The organism is Bradyrhizobium sp. STM 3562, from assembly GCF_045571435.1.
Classification (GTDB): domain Bacteria; phylum Pseudomonadota; class Alphaproteobacteria; order Rhizobiales; family Xanthobacteraceae; genus Bradyrhizobium.
Map to the genome: position 1 here is coordinate 3,220,496 of NZ_CP120694.1, position 23,128 is coordinate 3,243,623.

At 64.9% G+C, this 23,128-nt stretch carries 18 protein-coding genes; 13 read left to right on the forward strand and 5 right to left on the reverse strand.

The window, feature by feature from the left end; all coding sequences use genetic code 11:
- The first annotated feature begins 87 nt into the window (after positions 1-87).
- The 12 genes from P6U23_RS14800 to P6U23_RS14855 all read left to right on the forward strand — a co-directional run bounded on the left by P6U23_RS14800 (position 88) and on the right by P6U23_RS14855 (position 15,842).
- Positions 88-1,485, forward strand: a complete 1,398-nt coding sequence (locus tag P6U23_RS14800) for a hypothetical protein (protein WP_407180456.1) — start codon at positions 88-90, stop codon at positions 1,483-1,485.
- 93 nt (positions 1,486-1,578) lie between these two features.
- Entirely contained in the window at positions 1,579-1,848 is a 270-nt protein-coding gene (locus tag P6U23_RS14805) for a hypothetical protein (protein WP_407180457.1), read from the forward strand.
- Positions 1,849-1,984: 136 nt separating this feature from the next.
- Positions 1,985-3,085 carry a c-type cytochrome biogenesis protein CcmI gene (gene ccmI / locus P6U23_RS14810; protein WP_407180458.1) on the forward strand — a complete coding sequence of 367 codons (1,101 nt, stop codon included), beginning with the start codon at positions 1,985-1,987 and terminating at the stop codon, positions 3,083-3,085.
- A gap of 183 nt (positions 3,086-3,268) precedes the next feature.
- Positions 3,269-3,778 carry a cytochrome c maturation protein CcmE gene (gene ccmE / locus P6U23_RS14815; protein WP_407180459.1) on the forward strand — a complete coding sequence of 170 codons (510 nt, stop codon included), beginning with the start codon at positions 3,269-3,271 and terminating at the stop codon, positions 3,776-3,778.
- Entirely contained in the window at positions 3,775-5,757 is a 1,983-nt protein-coding gene (locus P6U23_RS14820; protein WP_407180460.1) for a heme lyase CcmF/NrfE family subunit, read from the forward strand. Before ccmE ends, P6U23_RS14820 begins: the two co-directional genes overlap by 4 nt.
- Before the next feature lie 5 nt (positions 5,758-5,762).
- A complete protein-coding gene (locus P6U23_RS14825; protein ID WP_407180461.1) occupies positions 5,763-6,248 on the forward strand; it encodes a cytochrome c-type biogenesis protein in 486 nt (161 codons plus the stop codon).
- Positions 6,249-6,434: 186 nt separating this feature from the next.
- Positions 6,435-7,778: a methyl-accepting chemotaxis protein gene (locus tag P6U23_RS14830; protein ID WP_407180462.1), complete on the forward strand. Its 1,344-nt coding sequence runs from the start codon at positions 6,435-6,437 to the stop codon at positions 7,776-7,778.
- A gap of 207 nt (positions 7,779-7,985) precedes the next feature.
- A complete protein-coding gene (locus tag P6U23_RS14835; RefSeq protein ID WP_407180463.1) occupies positions 7,986-9,548 on the forward strand; it encodes a Do family serine endopeptidase in 1,563 nt (520 codons plus the stop codon).
- A 359-nt stretch (positions 9,549-9,907) separates the two neighbouring features.
- Positions 9,908-10,588 carry a response regulator transcription factor gene (locus P6U23_RS14840; RefSeq protein ID WP_407181464.1) on the forward strand — a complete coding sequence of 227 codons (681 nt, stop codon included), beginning with the start codon at positions 9,908-9,910 and terminating at the stop codon, positions 10,586-10,588.
- A gap of 154 nt (positions 10,589-10,742) precedes the next feature.
- Positions 10,743-10,958: a hypothetical protein gene (locus tag P6U23_RS14845; RefSeq protein WP_407180464.1), complete on the forward strand. Its 216-nt coding sequence runs from the start codon at positions 10,743-10,745 to the stop codon at positions 10,956-10,958.
- A 460-nt stretch (positions 10,959-11,418) separates the two neighbouring features.
- On the forward strand, positions 11,419-12,882 hold the full coding sequence (locus P6U23_RS14850) for a sensor histidine kinase (protein ID WP_407180465.1): 1,464 nt from the start codon (positions 11,419-11,421) through the stop codon (positions 12,880-12,882).
- On the forward strand, positions 12,879-15,842 hold the full coding sequence (locus P6U23_RS14855) for a bifunctional [glutamine synthetase] adenylyltransferase/[glutamine synthetase]-adenylyl-L-tyrosine phosphorylase (RefSeq protein WP_407180466.1): 2,964 nt from the start codon (positions 12,879-12,881) through the stop codon (positions 15,840-15,842). The genes P6U23_RS14850 and P6U23_RS14855 overlap by 4 nt, the downstream gene beginning before the upstream one ends.
- 139 nt (positions 15,843-15,981) lie before the next feature.
- Here the strand turns inward: P6U23_RS14855 and P6U23_RS14860 are convergent, their stop codons facing one another.
- From P6U23_RS14860 to P6U23_RS14880, 5 genes are read right to left on the reverse strand one after another with little or no spacing between them, the layout of a single operon-like run.
- Positions 15,982-16,194 carry a formate dehydrogenase subunit delta gene (locus tag P6U23_RS14860; RefSeq protein ID WP_407180467.1) on the reverse strand — a complete coding sequence of 71 codons (213 nt, stop codon included), beginning with the start codon at positions 16,192-16,194 and terminating at the stop codon, positions 15,982-15,984.
- A complete protein-coding gene (fdhD, locus tag P6U23_RS14865) occupies positions 16,184-17,014 on the reverse strand; it encodes a formate dehydrogenase accessory sulfurtransferase FdhD (protein ID WP_407180468.1) in 831 nt (276 codons plus the stop codon). Before fdhD ends, P6U23_RS14860 begins: the two co-directional genes overlap by 11 nt.
- Positions 17,015-17,017: 3 nt before the next feature.
- Entirely contained in the window at positions 17,018-19,897 is a 2,880-nt protein-coding gene (gene fdhF / locus P6U23_RS14870; RefSeq protein WP_407181465.1) for a formate dehydrogenase subunit alpha, read from the reverse strand.
- A 10-nt stretch (positions 19,898-19,907) separates the two neighbouring features.
- On the reverse strand, positions 19,908-21,464 hold the full coding sequence (locus tag P6U23_RS14875) for a formate dehydrogenase beta subunit (RefSeq protein ID WP_407180469.1): 1,557 nt from the start codon (positions 21,462-21,464) through the stop codon (positions 19,908-19,910).
- Entirely contained in the window at positions 21,461-21,937 is a 477-nt protein-coding gene (locus P6U23_RS14880; RefSeq protein ID WP_407181466.1) for a formate dehydrogenase subunit gamma, read from the reverse strand. Before P6U23_RS14880 ends, P6U23_RS14875 begins: the two co-directional genes overlap by 4 nt.
- A gap of 246 nt (positions 21,938-22,183) precedes the next feature.
- On the opposite strand from P6U23_RS14880, the gene P6U23_RS14885 reads away from it, so the two are divergent.
- Positions 22,184-23,080 carry a LysR family transcriptional regulator gene (locus P6U23_RS14885; RefSeq protein WP_407180470.1) on the forward strand — a complete coding sequence of 299 codons (897 nt, stop codon included), beginning with the start codon at positions 22,184-22,186 and terminating at the stop codon, positions 23,078-23,080.
- Positions 23,081-23,128 lie beyond the last annotated feature (48 nt).

A 23,128-nucleotide genomic window follows, 5' to 3' on the forward strand; every position in this document is an offset into this window, starting at 1 on the left:
CCTAAAGGACTTCTTAACACCGCGACCCTTATGGTGGGCGGCGGACGCGCGTACCGTCCGCGCGACAGAACGTGCTGACCCGCCCGTATGAGCCAGACATCACACGAACGGTTGAGGGATTATCTCGCGCAGCTTCCGCCGCGCTCGCAGGCGCTGCTGATGCGCGAATTCGAGCGTGCGCTGGAGCGCGGCGAGGATACCGTCGTCGCCAGCTTTGTGCTCGGAGAATTGCGCAAGATCGTGCGCGAGGGCGACGACACGCAGCCCCGCACCGACGATCCGGCGCGGCTGCTGTTCCGTTGCCTGGAGCCGTTTCTGATCGATGGCAGCGCGCCGGTCCGCCCCGGCCAGATTCGCCGCACTTCGCTTGCGCCGGTGTGGCAATGGCTGCACCGCGAGGGCGCGCCCGAGCCGGCCCGCGAATTCGAGGCGGTGCTGGCCCGCACCGGGGACGGGCGAAGCTCGCCCCACGTGGAAACGGCGGTCCGCAAGCTGCAGCTTGCCGCCGCGGATGCCATCTTCAAGATCACGGGACCCGCAGCCGGCGGGGACAAGCAACGCGCCTTGAGTCGGGTCGGGCCGCCCAATGTCATCGAAGACCTGCTGCCGATGGCTGCGGCGCTGCAGGCCCGTGATGCGCTGGATACGCTCAACGGGCGGCTGCCCGGCTATTTGCGTGCCTTCGGGGATTCCCAGATCGCCGCGGTGACCTCGGCGCTCAACGTCCCCTCGCTGCAGACGCCGCTGCTGTTGCCGTTCGCGCTGTCGCTGGTGATGCAGCGCCTGAGCGCGCCCTGGCAGATCATCCGCCTCGCGATCAAGATGGCCGCCTCGGACGATGAAATCAGGGTCGCCGCGACCCCCTATGGCGTGGCGGTCACCATCGCGCTGCACGATCTGTCCTGTCTTGCGGCCGGCTTGCGCGCGGATATCAGGCGCGGCCATTTCGCCAATATGGGGGAGAACCTCAAGGCGCTGCATGACGGGGTGCGGGGCTTGCGCACCGAACTGGACCTGCGCAGCGATTCGAATTGGGGCAAGCAGCTCACCTCGATCCGGGCCGATATTTCCAACGCACTGCAATCGGAAATTGACAGCGTGCCGGGCCGCGTCCGGCGCATCCTGCGCCAGCGCGCGGACAAGGACATCGTGGCCGGTGCGCGGATCGACACCACCGAGGTCGAGGAAGTCGCGGCCCTGATCGATTTCGTGGCGGTCTGCCGCACCTATGCCAGCGAGCTCGCGATCAACGAGGTCACGTTGCGGACCTATTCCGACCTACAGCAATATGTCGAGCAGGCCACCGGAGCGCTGGTGCAATCGCTGCGCGGGGGCGACGCCAGAGCGCGCGCCTACCGGCAAATGCAGTTTTCGGCGGCGATCAGATTCTGCGAGGTCCTGTTCGGCCAGGACTATGCGGCGCTGATGAGCCGGGCGGCGGAAAGTGCGCTGACCGGGGAACGGAAACCGTCGCGGGCCAGCTAAAGATCGTATTAGGCTCAATTTACAATTCCAGGTTGACGACTGGGCAATGAGCACGTACGGTGCGCGCGTGAAGCGACGTGCCGAATTTCGCAGATGCATTCAGTCATCAATTTCGTCGGCCTTGAGAACGGCGTGATCTCGGCGACCTACCGGAACCTGATGATCAAAGCGAAAGTGGTGCTGGTCGAGCAGGCAAGCGGGGTGGTGCTATCCTATCCGGTGACCACGATATCGTCGCCGGTCCCAGTGGGTTCGCTCAGAATCAAGCTGCCTGGTACGATCAGGCCGGGAACCTATTATCTGAAGGCGCTCAACGCCCATGGTCAGGACGCAGCACGGAGCGCCGAATTTCATATCGGCTAACCGTCTAAGGTCGCTGGATTTTTGGCTTCTGTCGCGGTGACGCCGAATTGATAATTGTCAATTGCGGGCCTCTGGAGGCGTGGTGTAAAGCGGCACAATGGTGCACGAAGGGCTGCGCCTGCCGGAACCCGCTTCGATGACCCTGTGGTTTGTGTTCGCGCTTATGACAGCCGCGGCGATCTTCGCCGTGCTGTTGCCGCTCGGCCTGCGCAGCCGCGCGCCGGTCCAGGGCAGCGAGACCTCCGTTTACAAGGACCAGCTTGCCGAGATCGATCGGGACCTCGCCGCCGGCCTCATCGTCGCCGTCGAGGCCGATGCCGCGCGCACGGAAATTGGTCGGCGCCTGCTGGCGGCCGCCGACCAGGCCGACCACGCACCCCTGCAGTCAAGCCGCAGGCTGCGCCGGGCGGCGGCCGTGCTGGCCCTGGTCGGGCTCCCGGCCGTCGCGCTCGCCGTCTATCTGCCGCTGGGCTCGCCCCGACTGCCCGATTTTCCGTTGGCCGCACGCAGCCACGCGCCCGATGCTCAGTCGCTTGATGGCCTGGTCGCCCAGGTCGAGCGGCACCTGGAGAAAAGCCCCAGCGACGGCCGCGGCTGGAGCGTGCTCGCGCCGGTGCTGTTGCGAACTGGACGCTTTGAGGATGCGGTCCGCGCATTCCGAAATTCCATCACCTATAATGGCGAGAGCGCGGAGCGCAGGGCCGATCTCGGCGAGGCAATGACCGCCGCCGCCAGCGGCGTGGTCACCGACCAGGCAAAAGCCGAGTTCGAGCGCGCGCATGCGCTGAATGCCGACGAGCCGAAGGCGAATTATTTCCTCGGCCTTGCCGCGGAGCAGGACGGCCGCAAGGCGGACGCTGCCTCGATCTGGCGCGCAATGCTGGACAAGGCGTCCGCCGACGCCCCCTGGCGTCCGTTGGTGCAGCAGGCGCTGGCGCGCGTCGGCCAGCCGGTCGCGCCCGCGCTCTCGGACCAGGCGGCTGCTGCCGGGCAAAACATGAGCGAAGCCGATCGCGAGACGATGATCCGCGGCATGGTCGATCGGCTGGCAACGCGGCTGAAGCAGAATGGCGAGGACGTCGACGGTTGGCTGCGGCTGGTGCGTGCCTATGTGGTGATGGGTGATCGCGAGAAGGCGAAAAGCGCGCTCACGGATGCCCGTCAAGCCGTTGGCAAGGATGCCGAAAGATTGCGGCAGCTCAACGAAGGTCTGAAGAACCTCGGGCTCGATGGCTAGCGCATGATGCCGAAAAGTGTGCAACGGTTTTCGGACGACATCATGCGCCAACAAAAGCGCATGATGCCGAAAAGTGTAACGCGGTTTTCGGATAACATCATGCGCCAGGAAAGACTCATGATGCCGAAGGAACAATGTGCAACCGGCTTCGGGCAACATCACGCTGAGTGAAAGAAATCAGGCATGACGCGCAAGCAACGGCGTTTGACCATTATCGGATGTTCGCTCGCGGTGCTCGGCATCGCCGCGGCGCTGGTGCTCAATGCGCTGCGCGACTCCATCGTGTTCTTCTCGACGCCGAGCATGGTCGCCGAACAGCATATCGCTCCCGGCCGGCGGTTCCGGCTCGGGGGGCTGGTGCAGCCGGGCTCGCTGACGCGCGGTGATAATCTGGCGGTCCGCTTCGAGGTGGCCGACGGCAAGGACAAGTTGCCGGTCACCTACAAGGGAATCCTCCCGGATCTGTTCCGCGAGGGGCAGGGCGTCGTCGCCGAAGGCTCGCTTGATCCCTCCGGGGTCTTCCGCGCCGATACCGTGCTTGCCAAGCACGACGAGCGATACATGCCCAAGGAAGTCGCGGATGCGCTGAAAAAGCAGGGTCATTGGAAGGACGATTATAGCGATTACGGCAAGTCCGCGGGCGCGGTGGCCTCGGAGGCGAATGTGCAGACCGGGCAGGGGGCGACGCGATGATCGCGGAAGCCGGACATTACGCGCTGGTCTTGGCGCTCGGGCTTGCACTGATCCAGTCCACCGTGCCGCTGCTCGGCGCACGCTGGCGCGATCCTGCTTTGATGAACGTTGCGCGCTCCGCCGCGCTGGCGCAGCTCCTGTTCGCAGGCCTGGCGTTCGCGGCGCTGGTGACGCTGCACGTGACTTCGGATTTCTCCGTGCTCAACGTGTATGAGAATTCGCACTCGGCCAAGCCGCTGCTCTACAAGATCACCGGCGTCTGGGGCAGCCATGAAGGCTCGATGCTGCTGTGGGTCTCGATCCTGGCCCTGTTCGGCGGCCTGGTCGCCGCCTTCGGCAACAACCTGCCGCTCTCGCTGCGCGCGCATGTGCTGGCCGTGCAGGCCTGGATCGCCGGCGCTTTCTATCTGTTCATTCTGACCACTTCGAACCCCTTCCTGCGCCTCCCCAATCCGCCGATGGAGGGACGCGATCTCAATCCGGTGTTGCAGGACATCGGGCTCGCGCTGCATCCGCCGATGCTCTATCTCGGCTATGTCGGGTTCTCGATCTCGTTTTCGTTCGCCATCGCCGCGCTGCTCGAAGGCCGCATCGATGCGGCCTGGGCACGCTGGGTGCGGCCCTGGACGCTGGTCGCCTGGATCTTCCTGACGCTCGGCATCGCCATGGGCTCATACTGGGCCTATTACGAGCTCGGCTGGGGCGGCTGGTGGTTCTGGGATCCGGTCGAGAACGCCTCCCTGATGCCCTGGCTCGCCGGCACGGCGCTTTTGCACTCGGCGCTGGTGATGGAAAAGCGCAACGCGCTGAAGGTCTGGACCATCCTCTTGTCGATCCTCACCTTCTCGCTATCGCTGCTCGGCACCTTCCTGGTGCGCTCCGGCGTGCTCACCTCGGTGCATGCGTTTGCCACCGATCCGACCCGCGGCGTGTTCATCCTGTTGATCCTCTGCGTCTTCATCGGCGGCAGCCTGACGCTGTTCGCGGGGCGTGCATCTTCGCTGAAGCAGGGCGGCCTGTTCGCGCCGATCTCGCGCGAGGGCGCGCTGGTTCTCAACAACCTGTTCCTCACCACGGCCTGCGCCACGGTCTTTGTCGGCACGCTCTACCCGTTGGCGCTGGAGGTGCTGACCGGCGACAAGATTTCGGTCGGCGCGCCGTTTTTCAACCTGACCTTCGCGCCGTTGTTCGTGCCCTTGATGATCGCGGTGCCCTTCGGGCCGATGCTCGCCTGGAAGCGGGGCGATCTGTTGGGCGCCATGCAACGGCTGATCGCGGCCGGCATCGTCGCGGTCTTGGGCGTCGCGTTCGCCTGGGCCTGGGCGCGCGGCGGCAGTGCGCTGGCGCCGCTTGCGATCGGGCTTGCGGTGTTCGTGATTGCCGGCGCGGCGAGCGATATCGCCGAACGCGTTGGCCTGCTCCGCGTGCCGCTTGCCCACGCGCTGCGACGCGCCCGCGGCTTGCCGCGCTCGGCCTGGGGCACGGCCTTTGCCCATGCCGGCATCGGCATCGCGCTGATGGGCATTGTCTGCGAGACCACCTGGAACAGCGAATATATCGGCACGATGAAGCCGCACGACAGCATCCCGCTGGCCGGCTACCAGTTCACGCTCGACGGCCTGACGCAGCGGCAGGGGCCGAACTACCACGAGCTGGCGGCCGTGTTCAGCGTGGCCGCGAATGGCAGGCCGCTCAGCCTGATGACGCCATCGAAGCGGAACTTCACCACGCGGGGCATGTCGACGACGGAAGCCGCGCTGCTCTCGCGCGGTCTCAGCCAGCTCTACATCTCGGTCGGGGACACCACGCCCGACGGCGGCATCGTCGTGCGCATCTATCACAAGCCGCTGGTGCTTCTGATCTGGTTCGGCCCCGTGCTGATGGCACTCGGCGGCCTGTTGTCGCTGTCGGACCGGCGCCTGCGCGTTGGCGTGCCCAAACCGGCCAAGGCGCTGCGCGGCCTGCAGCCCGCGGAGTGAGCTGGATGCGACGTCTCCTTGCCATCCTCTGCCTGTTCGCGGCGATCGGATTGTCGGCCGCGCACGCGGTGTTGCCGGACGAGGTGATGTCCGATCCGGCCAAGGAGGCGCGCGCGCGCAACTTGTCGCGCGAGTTGCGCTGCATGGTCTGCCAGAATCAGTCGATCGATGATTCCGAGGCGCCGCTGGCGCGCGACCTCCGTTTGCTGGTCCGCGAGCGCATCGCGGCCGGGGACAGCGATTCCCAGGTGATCGACTTTCTGGTGGCGCGCTACGGCGAATTCGTCCTTCTGAAACCGCGCTTCGAGCCGCAGACCCTGCTGCTCTGGCTGGTGCCGCCGCTGGTGTTTCTCGGCGGCGGTCTCGCGCTGTGGATGAACGCGAGACGACGGCCCAAGGCCACGCCGCAAGCCAATGCTTCGCTGACGGCGCAAGAAGAGGCGAGGCTTGCGGCGCTGATGTCGGGCGAGGCGCCGGCCGAGAAGTCCTGAAGTCGGCTCGTGCGAGTGGCTTTCGTTCGCAACAAGCGCACCCGCGGCTCGATATCGGCACCTACGTAATCATACGGAGGCCTGCGGCTTGAGCCGCATGATCTGCCGCGGCCTGGCCTTCATGCAATTTTGACCTTTGTCTGAAAGGTTTCGCGGCAGTTTTTGGAATGTCCGCCGAGCCGCCTCATGTTTTCCGATAGCAAGTTGACGATCCGCTTCCTGGTCGGCGCGGTCGTTGCTTCCCTTCTGTTCCTGCTCGCGATCGGCGGCGGCACCGGCTTCGTTGCTGTCCTCTATCTGAACAACGAGATCACCTCGCTTTCTTCGGAGTTCAATGCGCTGAGCGGGCCGGGCCGCGACCACGCGCTGCAGATCTACCAGCAGGCGCAGGCGGCGTTCTCCTATTTCCTGACGGCCTGCGTCGCCATCTCGATCGTGGCGGGCGCGGTATGCCTGATGACCTATTTCATCATTCGCAACGGCATCATGCGGCCGCTCGCGGCCATCGTGCACGCGATGCGGGAGGTGGCCGACCAGAAATACGACACGCCGATTCCCGGATTGGGCGGCTCCAATGAAGTCGGCCTGCTGGCGGGTGCGCTCGAGGTCTTCAAGACCAATGGCATCGAGCGACAGCGTCTGACCGAGCAGAAATTGCTGGAAGCGAGGCGCCAGGGCGAGCGCAGCCAATATCTCGACGGCAGAATAGAGAACTTCAACAGCCTGGTGGCAAGCGTCGTCTCGAGCGTTGCGTCCTCCGCCGTTCACCTCAAGAGCAATGCGGAGACGCTCTCCCGCGTCGCCAACGAAACCAGCAGCAAGGCCAATGCGGTCGCGACGGCCGCAAGCCAGGCGAGTGCCAGCGTGCAGACGGTGGCCGGATCGACGGAACAGATGACGACGTCCATCGGCACCATCAGCCGGCGTGTCAGCGACGCCACCCAGCGCGCTGAAGGGGCCGCCTCGCAGGCCGAGAAGAGCCGCGATACCATTCACACCCTTTCCGAAGCGGCCGAGAAGATCGGCACCGTGGTGCAGCTCGTTCAGGCCATCGCTTCGCAGACCAATCTGCTCGCGCTCAACGCCACTATCGAGGCAGCGCGGGCAGGGGAGGCCGGCAAGGGATTTGCGGTGGTCGCCTCCGAGGTCAAGAATCTCGCGCATCAGACCAGCAAGGCCACCGAGGAGATTTCCGCCCAGGTCACCAGTATTCAGGGCATCACCGCGGAGACGCGTAGCGCGATCGACGACATCTCCAATACGCTATCGGAGATCAGCGCGATCATGTCGGGCATCGAGGTCGATACCGCCCAGCAGCGGAACTCGACCGAGGATATTTCCAGGAGCGTCCAGGTCGCCGCCCACGGCACACTGGAGGTCTCCAACCACATCGGCCAGATCACGCTGACGTCGGCCGAAACCGGACGGATGGCAAACGAAGCCCGTGACGCGGCCGCCGATCTGTCGCAGCAGGCCGAGACCTTGAAGCACGAGGTCGACGACTTCATCTTAAGCGTCAAGGCGAGCTGACGGCCGCATCGGCGCGGCGAGGTAATTTCTTGCCGCCGCAGGGACTTAAGTCCTCCTGCGATAAACTGCCGCATTCGACAACGGTCTTTATTACAAAAGTTTAACTCCGCCGCCAGCGCGCTGTAAGGCGTCCGTCCCCATCTTCGTCTCCGAGTGGTGTCTACATCTGCACCGAAATTTTCAGCTCAGGTTCCTGGAGAAAGCTTTATGACCGATCGTCCGACCGATCTCTCGTCGTTCCCATCCTTCCGGCCGGGTCGCCGCTCGCTGTTGTCTGCGCGCAAATTTGCGCTGATGGCGTCGGTCGTGGCCGGGCTGGGCGTGGCCGTTTACGGACTCGGACCCTCGGGCGGGCCGGCGAACGTGTTTTCGACGCCGGCGCACGCACAGGTCAATAACGAAGTGAGCAAGGTCCAGCAGCCGATCGGTTTCGCCGACATTGTCGAGCGCGTGAAGCCCTCCGTCATCTCGGTCAAGGTCAACATCAATGAGAAGGTCGCCAAGGACGATGGCGACGATGATCTTCCGTTCCAGCCCGGTTCGCCGATGGAGCGATTCTTCCGCCGCTTCGGCGGGCCTGATTTTCCGCGCGGTGGCGGCCACCGGGTGATCACCGGTCAGGGCTCGGGCTTCTTCATTTCGGCTGACGGTTACGCCGTCACCAACAACCATGTCGTGGACGGCGCCAGCAAGGTCGAGGTCACCGCCGACGACGGCAAGATTTACAAAGCCAAGGTGATCGGAACCGACGCACGCACCGATCTCGCCCTGATCAAGGTGGAGGGCGGCTCGAACTTCCCGTTCGCCAAGCTTGCCGACGGCAAGCCGCGCATCGGCGACTGGGTGCTCGCGGTCGGCAATCCCTTCGGCCTCGGCGGCACCGTGACCGCCGGCATCGTCTCGGCCATGGGCCGCGACATTGGCAACGGTCCCTATGATGATTTCATCCAGATCGATGCGCCGGTGAACAAGGGCAATTCGGGCGGTCCGGCCTTCAACACCGCGGGCGACGTCGTCGGCGTCAACACCGCGATCTACTCGCCCTCGGGCGGCAGCGTCGGTATCGCTTTCTCAATCCCCTCTGCCACGGTCAAGAGCGTGGTCGCCCAGCTCAAGGACAAGGGGTCCGTGAGCCGCGGCTGGATCGGGGTCCAGATTCAGCCGGTGACGCAGGACATCGCCGACAGCCTCGGCCTGAAGAAGGCGGAAGGCGCGCTGGTGGCCGAGCCTCAGAAGGACGGCCCGGCCTCCAAAGCCGGCATTGAGTCGGGTGACGTCATCACCAAGGTCAATGGCGAGACCGTCAAGGATGCCCGCGAGCTTGCGCGCACGATTGGTGGCTTGCCCCCCGGGACCGCGGTCAAGCTCGATGTGCTGCACAAGGGTGAGGACAAGGTCGTCAACCTGACGCTTGGCCAGCTTCCCAACCAGGTGGAAGCCAAGGCGGACGACAGCGACAACGGCAACACCTCGCCGCGCGGCACCGACGTGCCCAAGCTCGGTCTGACGGTCGCGCCCGCCGCCAGCGTCGCCGGCGCCGGCAAGGAGGGTGTCGTCGTCACCGACGTCGACCCGAAGAGCGCGGCGGCCGATCGCGGCTTCAAGGAAGGCGATGTCATTCTCGAGGTCGCGGGCAAGACGGTCGCCAACGCCGGCGATGTGCGTGAGGCGATCAACACGGCACGCAACGACAACAAGAACAGCGTTCTGATGCGGGTGAAGACCGGCGGCCAGTCGCGTTTTGTCGCGGTGCCCCTGGCCAAAGGCTAGAGCATGATCGGGATCCGGAGGGCCGCGTTAGCGCAAAGCGGTTCTCCGGAAAGGTCACGCTCAAACAAGGAGGCATGATCCGGACCATGCCCGATTGAGTTTACGAGTTGGAGGGTGTCGCCGGCATCTGTCGCCCCCGCCGACGGCTCTTTCCAGGGAGCGGGCGCAAGCCCGCTCCCGCCTCCTCCTTCCGGTGGAAAACGCCCCCCTCCGTCGGAAGGGTCTCAGGGCGGTGAAGTCCCCCAGCTTCACCGCCCACTTTTTCGATCAACCTCGTGGCGCGAGCGCGCCTTGCATCAAACTGTCGCTCGCGCCATTTTGAAGGAAAGTCGATCCACTTGAGTACGTCCGACAAGCATATGCGCCTGTTGATCATCGAAGACGATCGCGAGTCTGCGGACTACCTCGTCAAAGCGTTCCGCGAGGTCGGTCATATTGCCGATCTCGCAGGCGACGGCGAGGAGGGCCTGGCCATGGCCGAGAACGGCGACTACGACGTGCTGGTGGTCGACCGCATGCTGCCCAAGCGCGACGGCCTCTCGGTGATCGGCGCCTTGCGAGAAAAGAGCAATCGGACGCCCGTCCTGATTCTCTCCGCACTCGGACAGGTCGACGACCGCATCAAGGGCTTGCGCGCTGGTGGTGACGACTACCTGCCAAAACCCTATTCATTCGCCGAGCTCTTGGCGCGAGTGGAGGTGTTATCGCGCCGCAATGTCGGCCCGGCCGAGGAGACCACCTACCGCGTCGGCGATCTCGAACTCGACCGCCTGTCGCACCGCGTCTCCCGTGGCAAGGACGAATTGACGCTGCAGCCGCGCGAATTCCGGTTGTTGGAATACCTGATGAAACATGCCGGGCAGGTGGTGACGCGCACCATGTTGTTGGAAAATGTCTGGGACTATCATTTCGATCCGCAGACCAATGTGATCGACGTGCACATTTCGCGGCTACGTTCCAAGATCGACAAGGGATTCGACCGGCCGCTGCTCCATACGATCCGCGGCGCCGGTTACATGATCCGTGACGGCATTCGCTGAAGCCATCGGCGTGACCGCCGCATAGCCAAGCAAGCGACGCGGCTGTGCTGCGAAGCGATACTCATGGCTTCACCTGGTTGCTTTGGTCTCGAACAACGCCGTTGCGAGCGCTTTTTTATTGTGACCCGCTCATTTTGGCGTACCATGCGCCCGCATGAGGCTCAGTTTGGAGCGTGCTCACCTCGCCGAGGCGGAGCGGCATATTGCGCTCGGCGAAAAGCATATTGCCCGGCAGCTCGAGATCATCGGTAACCTGAAGCGCGCCGGCCATCCGACCGCACTGGCGATCGACCTGCTCGCGACCTACCGTTTGCTGCTTGCGACCCACATCGCCCACCGCGATCTGATCCTCCACGAACTGGAGCGATGAGCGGGAGGCGCGGTCTGATCAAGCGGACAGGACCAGGCCATAGCCGTCGCGGCTGTGGCCGCCACATGGCGAAGATTTAAGTTTTGCCGGCCTTAACAAGACCTTAGTCTCCAAATCGGTAATTCTGGCGGTGGCGCGCCCGCAAGCGATCCGAACGGCCGAAAAACCAGCGAAATTCGGCTTGTCAGTCGGTGGGTCCTGGCGCGTTCTCGACCGCCTTGCCGTCACGGATCGATGCCCCGAGTGAGGCGCTTCGCCTCGATAAGGCGCATGATGTACTTTGGAAGAGGCGCGCCCGCTCGCTGACCGATCTCTGACCGCCTCAACTTCGCGCTTGGAGAATAGCAGGTGATGAATGATGGCAAAAAATGAAGCTAAGCCATTGCAATTGTTCAAGTCTGCTCATTGCGGGCGAGGGGTCGTGGCGGACCGCAATCACCTCCAGATCGGTGTGTGATCCGTGACCGCATTCGGTAAGCTGATCCGAACCACGGCGTTCCGGCTGACGCTGTTTTATCTTTTTCTCTTTGCGCTGTTTGCCGCCTCGCTCGTCGGCTATTTCGCCTGGAATACGCGTCGGCTGATCACCGAGCAGATCACCAGCACGGTCAATGCCGAGACCGGCGAGATCACCGACATCTACAACCGCCGCGGCCTGCGCGGGCTGGTCTTCACCATTGAGAGCCGTGCGCTGCGACCCGGCTCCAATCTCTACCTCGTGACGACCCCGGAGGGGAAGGCGATCGCCGGCAATGTGGGCTCGCTCGCGCCCGGCGTGCTCGCGACGACCGGATGGTCCGAGACCGCCTACCGGCGGCTGGAGGATCAGGACAGGGCGGACCATCGCGCGCTGGTGCGCGTGACGGAGCTTTCCAGCGGCTTCCGGCTTTTGATTGGTCGCGATCTCGACGAGCGAAGGCGCATGTTCGTGATCGTCGCCAAGGCCGCCCAATGGTCGGTCCTGGTGGTCGTGGTGCTCGGCATCGCCGGCGGCATTTTCGTCGCACGGCGGGTGCTGCAGCGGATCGATGCAATGACCGGCACCGCCCAGCAGATCATGGCGGGCGATCTCTCTGGCCGGCTGCCGGTCGGACGCAGCGGCGACGAACTCGATCGCCTGGCGGGGAACCTCAATGCCATGCTCGAGCGCATCGAAGCGCTGATGAAGGGATTAAAGGAGGTCTCCGACAACATCGCGCATGACTTGAAGACGCCGCTGACGCGCTTGCGCAACCGCGCCGAGGAGGCGCTGGCGAAATCAAGCTGCGAGGCCGATTACCGCGCAGCTCTCGAGCGCACCATCGAGGAGTCCGACGGGCTCATTCGCACCTTCAACGCGCTGTTGATGATCGCGCGCGCCGAGTCGGGGCAGGCGCGCGGCAACATGGATGATTTCGATGCCGCCGACGTCGCCAGCGGCATTCACGAACTGTACGAGCCCCTGGCGGAGGAGGATGATATGAGCCTGCGGCTGAAAACCGCACCGGCCCCGCTGTACGGCAACCGTGAATTGATCAGTCAGGCGCTGGCCAACCTCGTCGAGAATGCGATCAAATATGGCAAGCCGGTTCCCGCCAGCCAGCCGGGTACGGTGGTCAGCCTGGATGCCAAGCAAATCCTGATCGAAGCCAGGCGCGAGGGCGACCAGGTCCTGCTCAGCGTCACCGACCGCGGCCCCGGAATCCCGTCCGCCGACCGCAAGCACGCGGTGGAACGCTTTGTTCGGCTGGACTCCAGCCGCACCCAGCCTGGGTCTGGGCTCGGGCTGAGCCTTGCATCCGCGGTGGCGACGCTGCATGGCGGCGAGTTGCGCCTGGGCGATGCCCATCCCGGACTGATCGCGACGCTCGCGATACCGGCGCGCGCCGCCTCCAGTGACAGGCTTGCAGCTCAAACGCAGGATGTGCCACAGAAGGTGGCATGATCCTCACCGCGCCGGGCAATGCGGATCAGTTGAGTTTAGCCGCACGGTTCGTCGAAGGACCGTATATTGCCGCACCCGAAAAGGCCGAACAGAAACTGGCGGACTGGCTCGCCGAACTCGAGCCGGAACAGTCGGCCGCGTTCGCGCCACTGCTCGACCATCGCTTTGCCAAACGCGTTTTGCTCGGGATTGCCGAGTTTTCGCCCTATCTGTTCGACCTCGTTCGCAGCGATGTGGCGCGCCTGATACGGCTGTTGCGTTGCGAGCCGGACCGCCATCTTGCCGCATTGATCGAGACGACTTCGGCCGAGGTCTTTGCCGCGCCCGGCGAGGCCGAGGTGATGCGTTTGCTTCGTCGCATGAAGTCGGAAGCGGCGCTTCTGATTGCGCTTTGCGACGTCGGCGGCGTCTGGCCAGTGATGCGGGTCACCGCAGCGCTGACCGAGCTCGCGACCGTCTCGGTCCAGGCGGCGCTACGTTATCTGCTGCGGCAGGAAACCGTGCGCGGGCGGTTATCGCCGCCGAATCCCGAGCGCCCCGAGGAGGGCAGCGGCCTGTTCGTGCTGGCCATGGGGAAGATGGGGGCGGGCGAGCTCAACTATTCCAGCGACATCGACCTCATCGTGTTCTTCGATCCCGCCGCACCGAGCTTGGCGCGCGACATCGAGCCGCAGCCCTTCTTCGTCCGTGTCACGCAGGCGATGGCGCGCCTGCTGCAGCAGCGCACCAGCGATGGCTACGTGTTCCGTGTCGATTTGCGGCTGCGGCCGGATCCCGCCTCCACCCAAGTGGCGATGTCGACGGAAGCGGCGCTGCATTATTACGAGCGGGAAGGACGCACCTGGGAGCGTGCCGCGATGATCAAGGCGCGCGCCTGCGCCGGCGACCTCGCGGCGGGTGAAGCGATGATCGCGGAGCTTGCGCCCTTCGTTTGGCGCAAACACCTCGATTTCGCCGCGCTTGCCGACGTGCATGAAATGAAGCGGCAGATGCAGACCTACCGCCGCCAGAGCGAGATCGCCGTCGAAGGTCATAACGTCAAGGTTGGGCGCGGCGGCATCCGCGAGATCGAGTTTTTCGCGCAGACCCAGCAGTTGATCGCCGGCGGCCGTCATGCGGAGTTGCGCGTGCGTCCGACGCTGGACGCGCTGGAGGTGCTGGCCACCAGCAACTGGATCACCGTCCAGGCGCGCGACGAATTGAGCGCGGCCTACCAATTCCTGCGTCGCGTCGAGCACCGGCTGCAGATGGTCGCCGACGAGCAGACCCACAGCCTGCCGGAGGAGGTGGAAGCTGTCGAACGCTTTGCGCACTTCTTCGGCTACGACAGCCGCGAAACCTTTGCCAGGGATCTGCTGGTCCAGCTCAACATCGTGCAGGGCCATTACGGCAAGCTGTTCGAGGCAGACGATCCCACCGGCACCGCAAAACTGCCGCCGATCGATTACGGCGCCGGGCCCGAAGACCCGCGCTTGCTCGAGCATCTGAGAACGCTCGGCTTCAAGGAGGCCGCCAAGGTCGCGGACACCGTGCGGCAATGGCTGGCAGGCGAGTACCGTGTGTTCCGAACGGAATCGACGCGAAGCGCCTTCGCGGAGTTCGTGCCGGCGCTGATGGATGGCCTGGCCCACGCGGAAGAGCCCGATCACGCGGTCGCCGCTTTCGACCGCTTCCTGCAGGCGCTGCAGCGGGGCGGTCGGCTGATTACGCTTTTGAGCCAGAACCGCGAGCTGGTGGCGCTGGTTGCGCTCGTGCTCGGCGCCGCGCCCCGGCTCGGCGAGATGCTGGCCCGGCAGCCGCAATTGATGGACGGCCTGATCGATCCGCGTTTCTTCGGCGCCATGCCGGACAAGCGCGAATTGTCCATGCGGCTTGCGGCGACATTGACGGATGCGAATGCATACGAGGAGTTTCTCGATCGCTTGCGGCTGTTCGGGCAGGAGAGCCTGTTTCTGATCGGCACGCGCATTCTCTCCGGCACGGTGTCGGCGCAGCAGGCCAGCACGGCGTTTGCCGATGTTGCCGAAGGTATCGTTCACACCGTGCACGGATTGGTCACCGATCGCTTCGCGGCCCAGCACGGCCGCATCAAGGGGCAGGAGACGGCGATCCTCGCCATGGGCCGGCTCGGCAGCCGGGAAATGACCGCATCCTCCGATCTCGACCTGATCCTGCTCTACGACTTCGACCCTGAAGATCCGGATTCCGACGGCGCGAAGTCGCTGCACGGCGCGCATTATTTCGCGCGCTTCACCCAGCGGCTGATCAGCGCCTTCACCACGCGCACGAATTACGGCGTGTTGTACGAGATCGACATGCGGCTGCGTCCCTCAGGGCGCGCGGGCCCCCTGGCGTCGCATATCAAGTCGTTCGCCGAATATCAGGAGCGCGAGGCCTGGACCTGGGAGCACATGGCGCTGACGCGGGCGCGGGTGATCTCGGCTTCGCCGGAGTTCCGGGCCCGGATCGAGCAGGTCATTCGTACCGCGCTGACCCGGCCGCGCGAGGCCAGCAGCATTGCTCATGACGTTGCCGACATGCGCCGTGCCATCGCACAGGAGAAGGGCGAGGGCGATCATTGGGACCTGAAACATGCCGCCGGCGGCACGCTCGACATCGATTTCATCGCGCAGTACCTGCAGCTCGTGCATGCCAGCGAAAAACCCGACATTCTCGACGTCAGCACGCTGCAGGTCCTGGAGAACGCCGAGCGACTGGGCGTGCTCCCGCACGCCGAAGCGGAGGTGTTGCGCGCGGCGGTGCGGCTTTATCACGATCTGACGCAGATCCTGCGGCTCTGCGTCAGCGAGCGCTTCAGGCCTGAGACGGCCGGCGACGATCTCCTCCACGTGATGGCCCGCGCCGGCGACGCGCCGGATTTCTCCGCGCTGGAAGCGCGCGTCATGGAAACGCAGGCCGAAGTGCGACGGCTGTTCGGCGTGATCGTGGAGGGGCGATAGGCTTGTCCCGTCATCCTGAGGCGCTCGCGCAAGCGAGCCTCGAAGGATGAACGGCCTCCGCTGCGAGGGCCGGGCCGTCGCCCTTCGAGACGCTTGCTCCGCAAGCTCCTCAGGGTGATCAGACTGGTGGGGACCCGCTCTACGCCTGCTTCAGCGTCGCAAGCGCATCGCGCACATCAGGATCGAGCCCTGTGCCGCCCTGGTCGAGATGGGCGAGGATGGCGGAGCGCATGCGCGGGTCCCAGAACTTCCTGATATGTTCGGCGATGCCCGGCACGGCCTTGTCGTGGCCCTGGCTCTGAAAGAACTTGCCGATCTGGTTGGCCATGTAGATCAGCCGGTCAGGCGACATTGTCCATCTCCCTTGCGCTGACGTCGGCGACAATTCGCTCCGGATGGGTGAAGACTTCGAAACCGTCAGCGCGCGCAATACCAATGAGGGTTATTCCCGCGGCTTCCGCCATGCGTACCGCGAGCGCTGTGGGCGCGGAGACGGCGACGATGACAGCGGCGCCCAGCGCCGCCGTCTTCTGCACCATCTCGACCGAGACCCGGCTGGTCAGCAGCACCATGCCCTCGCCCGCGGAAACCTGCGCAAGCGTCAGCGCGCCGCAAAGCTTGTCCAGCGCGTTGTGCCGCCCGACATCCTCGCGCAGGCTGACGATGCCGCGCGACGGCGCCCAGAACGCCGCCGCATGCACGGCGCGGGTCTCGATGTTGATCTGCTGCAGCGGGGCGATGCCTTGCATCGCCGTCATCACCTCCCGCTGTGAGAAGCGGCCGCCCTTGGCCACGATGGCGGGCGGACGCACGGCCTCCGCAATCGAATCGATGCCGCAGAGGCCGCAGCCGGTGGGGCCGGCGATCTGGCGCCGGCGTTCATTGATGAGTTCGGCCCGCGCGGGGGAAAGCCACATGCGCAGCTCGATCCCATCGTCGAGCGCGACGATGTCGAGCGAAGCGATGTCTTGCGGCGACTGCACGATGCCTTCATTCAGGCTGAAGCCCACCGCAAAATCCTCAAGGTCCTGCGGTGTCGCCATCATCACCGCATAGGTGCCGCCATTATAGGTCAGCGCGACCGCGGTCTCCTCGGCGATCGTGCGCCTGCCGCGGCCGGCGCTATCCTCGCGCCAGACCTGTCGATCGACTGAGCGGACGGGGAGGTGCATGCGCTACTCCGCGGCTTCGACCACGGGCGCGATGCGGCGCGAGCGGCGTGCCTGTTCCTCGTACGACTTCTGCCATTCGCTCGGACCGTTCGACGGCGAGACCTGCACCGCCGTGACCTTGTATTCCGGACAGTTGGTCGCCCAGTCCGAATAGTCGGTCGTGATGACGTTGGCCTGGGTGTCCGGGTGATGGAAGGTGGTGTAGACCACGCCCGGCGCCACACGTTCGGTGATCAGCGCGCGCAAGGTCGTCTCGCCGGCGCGGCTCGCGAGCCTGACCCAGTCGCCATCGCGGATGCCGCGCTGTTCGGCGTCGTGCGGATGGATTTCGAGCCGGTCCTCCTCATGCCAGACGATGTTGTCGGTGCGCCGGGTCTGGGCGCCGACATTGTACTGGCTGAGAATGCGCCCGGTGGTCAAAAGCAGCGGGAAGCGCGGGCCGGTGCGCTCGTCGGTTGCGACATATTCGGTGACGACGAACTTCCCCTTGCCGCGGACGAAGCCGCCGATATGCATCACCGGCGTTCCCTCCGGTGCTTTCTCATTGCAGGGCCATTGCACCGAGCCGAGCTCATCGAGCTTGGCATAGGACACGCCGGCGAAGGTCGGGGTGAGTGCGGCGATCTCGTCCATGATCTCGGACGGATGGGTGTAGTTCATCTCGAAGCCCATCGCTTTCGCAAGCCCGATGGTGACTTCCCAGTCCGCAAGACCGTTGCGCGGGGACATCACCTTGCGCACGCGCTGAATGCGGCGCTCCGCATTGGTGAAGGTGCCGTCCTTCTCCAGGAAGGTCGATCCGGGGAGGAACACATGGGCATAGTTCGCGGTCTCGTTCAGGAAGAGGTCGTGCACGATGACGCATTCCATCGCCGAGAGCGCAGCCACCGTGTGCGTCGTGTTGGGGTCGGACTGCAGGATGTCCTCGCCCTGCACGTAGAGGCCCTTGAAGCTGCCCTCGATCGCGGCGTCGAACATGTTGGGGATGCGCAGGCCCGGCTCCTTGTTGAGCTTGACGTTCCACATCGCCTCGAAGCTCTCGCGCACCGCATCGCCTGCGATGTGCCGGTAGCCCGGCAGTTCATGTGGGAACGAACCCATGTCGCAGGAGCCCTGCACATTGTTCTGGCCGCGCAGCGGATTCACGCCGACGCCAGGCCGGCCGATATTGCCGGTCGCCATCGCGAGATTGGCGATCGCGATCACGGTGGTCGAGCCCTGGCTGTGCTCGGTCACACCCAGGCCGTAGTAGATCGCGGCATTGCCGCCGGTGGCGTAGAGCCGGGCCGCGGCGCGCAGCTCCTTCGGATCGACGCCGGTGTAGATCGCCGTGGCTTCCGGGCTGTTCTTTGGCAGCGAAACGAAGCCCGCCCAATCCTCGAACTCGCTCCAGTCGCAGCGCTCGCGCACGAACGCCTCGTCGACGAGGCCCTCGGTGACGATCACATGCGCCATCGCGGTCAGCACGGCGACGTTGGTTCCGGGCATCAACGCCAGATGATGCTGCGCCTTGATGTGCGGCGACTGCACGAGGTCGATGCGGCGCGGATCGATGACAATGAGTTTTGCGCCTTCGCGCAGGCGCTTCTTCATCCGCGAGCCGAATACCGGATGCGCGTCGGTCGGATTGGCGCCGATCACCAGGACGACGTCGGTGTGCTCGACCGAATCGAAGTCCTGCGTGCCGGCCGAGGTGCCGAAGGTGGTGGCAAGGCCGTAGCCGGTCGGCGAATGGCAGACGCGGGCACAGGTGTCGACATTGTTGTTGCCAAAGCCCGCGCGTATCAGCTTCTGCACCAAATAGGTCTCTTCATTGGTGCAGCGGGAGGAGGTGATGCCGCCGACGGCGTCGCGGCCGTATTTGCTCTGGATTGCACTGAACTTGGCCGCGGCGAAGGCGAACGCCTCGTCCCAGGAGACCTCGCGCCAGGGCTCGCTGACGCTCTCGCGGATCATCGGCTTGAGAATGCGCTCCTTATGCGTGGTGTAGCCCCAGGCGAAGCGGCCCTTGACGCAGGAATGGCCGCGATTGGCCTTGCCGTCCTTGTAGGGCACCATGCGCACCACTTCTTCGCCGCGCATCTCCGCCTTGAAGGCGCACCCGACGCCGCAATAGGAGCAAGTGGTGACCACGGAGTGCTCGGGCTGGCCGATCTCGATGACGGATTTCTCCGTCAGCGTCGCGGTGGGGCAGGCCTGTACGCAGGCGCCGCAGGAGACGCATTCGGAGCCGAGAAAGCTTTCGCTCATGCCCGGCGAGACGCGGCTGTCAAAGCCACGCCCGGAGATCGTCAGGGCAAAAGTGCCTTGCACCTCCTCGCAGGCGCGGACGCAGCGCGAGCAGACGATGCATTTGGCGGGATCGTAGGTGAAGTAGGGGTTGGATTCGTCCTTCGGCATCCAGGCCGCATTGGCCTTGCCGTGGGCTTCCGCGAAGACGTGGTTTTCGCCCTGATAGCCGTAGCGCACGTCGCGCAGGCCGACCGCGCCGGCCATGTCCTGCAGCTCGCAATCGCCGTTGGCCGCGCAGGTCAGGCAGTCCAGCGGATGGTCGGAGATGTAGAGCTCCATCACGCCCTTGCGCAGCTTCTTCAGCCGCTCGCTCTGGGTGTGGACCACAAGACCCGGCATGACAGGCGTGGTGCAGGAGGCGGGCGTGCCCGCGCGTCCCTCGATCTCGACCAGGCAGAGCCGGCAGGAGCCGAAGGCGTCCACCATGTCGGTGGCGCAGAGTTTTGGGATCTGCGTGCCGGCCTCCATGGCCGCGCGCATGATCGAGGTGCCCTCCGGCACCGTGACGCTCTGGCCGTCGATGGTGAGCGTTACGAGGTTCTCGGATTTGGCGGGGGGCGTGCCGAAGTCGATTTCCTGGATCAGCGACATCATGATCCTCCTATTCCGCGGCCTGCAGGCGGGTGGGCGCCGGGCCGAAATCTTCCCTGAAATGTTTCAGCGCGCTCATGACGGGGTAGGGCGTGAAGCCGCCGAGCGCGCAGAGCGAGCCGAATTTCATGGTGCTGCAGAGATCCTCGACCAGCGCGATGTTCTCCGCCACGCGCTCGCCACGGCGAATCTTCTCGATCGTCTCGGCGCCGCGGGTCGAGCCGATCCGGCAGGGCGTGCACTTGCCGCACGATTCGATCGCGCAGAACTCCATCGCAAAGCGCGCCTGCTTGGCCATGTCGACGCTGTCGTCGAACACCACGATGCCGCCGTGCCCGATCAGGCCGTCGCGGGCGGCGAACGCCTCGTAGTCGAACGGCGTGTCGAACAGCGCACGCGGGAAATAGGCGCCGAGCGGCCCGCCGACCTGCACCGCGCGTACCGGGCGGCCGGTGAGGGTGCCGCCGCCGATGTCGTCGACCAACTCGCCGAGGGTGATGCCGAACGCGGTCTCGAACAGACCGCCGTGTTTGATGTTGCCGGCGAGCTGGATCGGCATCGTGCCGCGCGAGCGGCCCATGCCGAAATCTGCGTAAGCTTTGGCGCCCCGATCGAGGATGAAGGGGATCGCCGCGAACGACAGCAGGTTGTTGACCACCGTGGGCTTGCCGAACAGGCCGTGATGCGCGGGCAGCGGCGGCTTGGCGCGGACGATGCCGCGGCGGCCTTCCAGGCTCTCCAGCAGCGAGGTCTCTTCGCCGCAGACATAGGCGCCGGCGCCGACGCGCACTTCAAGATCGAACGTGTAATTGGAGCCGGCGATCCGTTCTCCGAGCAGCCCGGCGCGCCGGGCGACCGCGATCGCCTCGTTCATCGCGGCGATGGCGTGCGGATATTCGGAGCGGCTGTAGATATAGCCCTTGGTCGCGCCGACCGCGATGGCGGCAATCGTCATGCCCTCGATCAGCACGAAGGGATCGCCTTCCATCAGCATGCGGTCGGCAAAGGTGCCGCTGTCGCCTTCGTCGGCGTTGCAGACGACGTATTTGCGATCCCCGCTCGCCTGCGCCACGGTCTTCCACTTGATCCCGGTCGGGAAACCGGCGCCGCCGCGGCCGCGCAGGCCGGACGCCGTCACCTCAGCGATGATGGCCTCAGGGGTGAGCGTCAGCGCCCGCTGCAATCCCTTGTAGCCGTCATGCGCGCGATAATCCTCCAGCGAGCGCGGATCGATGATGCCGCAGCGTGCAAAGGTGAGGCGTGTCTGCCGTTTCAGCCAGGGGATTTCCTCCGCAAGGCCAAGCCGCAAAGCGTGAGGGCCGTCACCGACCATCGCCTCAAGCACGGAGGCCGCATCAGCCGCCGTCACGGGCCCAAACGCGACGCGTCCCGCCGCCGTCGCCACCTCGACCATCGGCTCCAGCCAATAGAGGCCGCGTGAGCCGGTGCGGACGATGTCGATCGCAACGCCACGCTTGGCGGCAGCTTGCTCAAGCGCCTGTGCGACCTCGTCTGCGCCGACGGCGAGCGCGCCGGCGTCGCGGGGGACGAAAATGCGGATCGTCATTGTTGTGCCTCCGCGATCAGCGCGTCGAGGCGGGCCTGATCGAGCCGTCCGACCAGGCGGCCGTCCAGCATGGCCGAGGGCGCCGTGGCGCACAGCCCAAGGCAATAGATCGGCTCCAGCGTCACGCGGTTATCGGCCGTCGTGTTGCCGCAGGCGATGCCGAGCTTGGATTCGGCGCGCGCGGCCAGCGCGTCGCCGCCGGCCGCCTGACAGGCCTCGGCGCGGCAGAGTTTCAGCACGTGTCGGCCGGCGGGTTCTTTGCGGAAATCGTGGTAGAACGTGAAGACGCCGTAAACCTCGGCTCGCGAAAGGTTGAGTGCCGCTGCGACCATCGGAATGGCCGGCTCCGGCACGTAGCCGAAAGCTTCCTGCAGGGCATGCAGGATCACCAGCGTGGCGCCTTCGCGATTGGCATGTTCGGCGATGATTTCGGCGCCACGTGTTTCATCCCAGGGTTCGTAAACGGCCATTATTGGGCTCTCGATGACAAATTGTGCTTCACCCACAGAGACTGAATTTGTGCGAAATATCAATAAAGCCGTCCCATGCTGCGATAGTGCAAACCGATTAATCGGGAAGTGGTATCGTGTCATACGAAACCTCGATGGAAACCGATGCAGGCCGGTGCAGGCTGCTGCCGGGCATTTGGCATGTTGGCCCGGAGAGGGGCATGCTATTGGTGGCAAGCAATGGGCGAGTGAGTTGCAAAGGCGTTTTTCGTGATCGACAAGCTTGAACTTCTGCTGGCGTTGGCGCAGGAGCGGCACTTCGGCCGCGCCGCCGAGGCCTGCGGTGTGACCCAACCCACGATGTCGACCAGCATCAAGCAGCTTGAGGAGATCCTCGGCGTGATGCTGGTGCAGCGTGGCTCGCGCTTCCAGGGCTTTACGCCGGAAGGCGAGCGGGTGCTCGATTGGGCGCGGCGGATCGTCGGCGATACCCGCGCGATGCGCCAGGAGATCAACGGGCTGAAGGACAAGCTGTCAGGTGAGATTAGGATCGCGGCGATTCCGACCGTGCTCGGCATGGTCGCCTCCCTGACCACGCCGTTTCGCGCGCGTCACCCCGACGTGCGCTTCCGCATCGTGTCCTGCACCTCGGCGGACGTTCTCGGGCTTCTTGAAAATCTCGAGGTCGATGCCGGGCTGACCTATATCGAGAACGAACCAATCGGCAAGGTTCGCACCATTCCGCTCTACAACGAGAGCTATCGGCTGCTCACCTCGCCGGATGCGATGTTCGGCGATCGCGACCAAGTCACCTGGAAGGAAGTCGGGCAGGTGCCGCTCTGCCTGCTGACGGCGGACATGCAGAACCGCCGCATCATCGACCGCGCGCTGCGCTCGGTCGGTGCCGAAGCTACGCCGAGCCTGACGTCGAACTCGCTGCTGGTTCTCTTCACCCATGTGAAGACCGGGCGTTGGGCCAGCGTGATGCCGGCCAAGCTTGCGGAGACGCTTGGCCTTGCGGACGCCGTCCGCAGCATTCCGATCATCGACCCAGAGGTCAATTACAGCATCGGCATGGTGCTGCCGCAGCGCGACCCGATGACCCCGCTGATCGCCGCGCTCGTGAACGTCGCGCGCGAAGTCGCGCCCAAGCTGCAGTCGTCTTAGAAGCTTGTTGTTTGTAGTGACGCGCGGGTACCGCTCTTTGTCCGTTAC

Bases quoted from the DNA above. Each gene is read 5' to 3' on its own strand.
- P6U23_RS14805 (WP_407180457.1), top strand. From the start codon at position 1,579: ATGCATTCAGTCATCAATTTCGTCGGCCTTGAGAACGGCGTGATCTCG.
- P6U23_RS14835 (WP_407180463.1), top strand. From the start codon at position 7,986: ATGACCGATCGTCCGACCGATCTCTCGTCGTTCCCATCCTTCCGGCCG.
- ccmI (WP_407180458.1), top strand. From the start codon at position 1,985: ATGACCCTGTGGTTTGTGTTCGCGCTTATGACAGCCGCGGCGATCTTC.
- P6U23_RS14860 (WP_407180467.1), bottom strand. From the start codon at position 16,194: ATGTCGCCTGACCGGCTGATCTACATGGCCAACCAGATCGGCAAGTTC.
- P6U23_RS14840 (WP_407181464.1), top strand. From the start codon at position 9,908: ATGCGCCTGTTGATCATCGAAGACGATCGCGAGTCTGCGGACTACCTC.
- fdhD (WP_407180468.1), bottom strand. From the start codon at position 17,014: ATGCACCTCCCCGTCCGCTCAGTCGATCGACAGGTCTGGCGCGAGGAT.
- P6U23_RS14855 (WP_407180466.1), top strand. From the start codon at position 12,879: ATGATCCTCACCGCGCCGGGCAATGCGGATCAGTTGAGTTTAGCCGCA.
- P6U23_RS14830 (WP_407180462.1), top strand. From the start codon at position 6,435: ATGTTTTCCGATAGCAAGTTGACGATCCGCTTCCTGGTCGGCGCGGTC.
- ccmE (WP_407180459.1), top strand. From the start codon at position 3,269: ATGACGCGCAAGCAACGGCGTTTGACCATTATCGGATGTTCGCTCGCG.
- P6U23_RS14845 (WP_407180464.1), top strand. From the start codon at position 10,743: ATGAGGCTCAGTTTGGAGCGTGCTCACCTCGCCGAGGCGGAGCGGCAT.
- P6U23_RS14820 (WP_407180460.1), top strand. From the start codon at position 3,775: ATGATCGCGGAAGCCGGACATTACGCGCTGGTCTTGGCGCTCGGGCTT.
- P6U23_RS14825 (WP_407180461.1), top strand. From the start codon at position 5,763: ATGCGACGTCTCCTTGCCATCCTCTGCCTGTTCGCGGCGATCGGATTG.
- fdhF (WP_407181465.1), bottom strand. From the start codon at position 19,897: ATGTCGCTGATCCAGGAAATCGACTTCGGCACGCCCCCCGCCAAATCC.
- P6U23_RS14875 (WP_407180469.1), bottom strand. From the start codon at position 21,464: ATGACGATCCGCATTTTCGTCCCCCGCGACGCCGGCGCGCTCGCCGTC.
- P6U23_RS14800 (WP_407180456.1), top strand. From the start codon at position 88: ATGAGCCAGACATCACACGAACGGTTGAGGGATTATCTCGCGCAGCTT.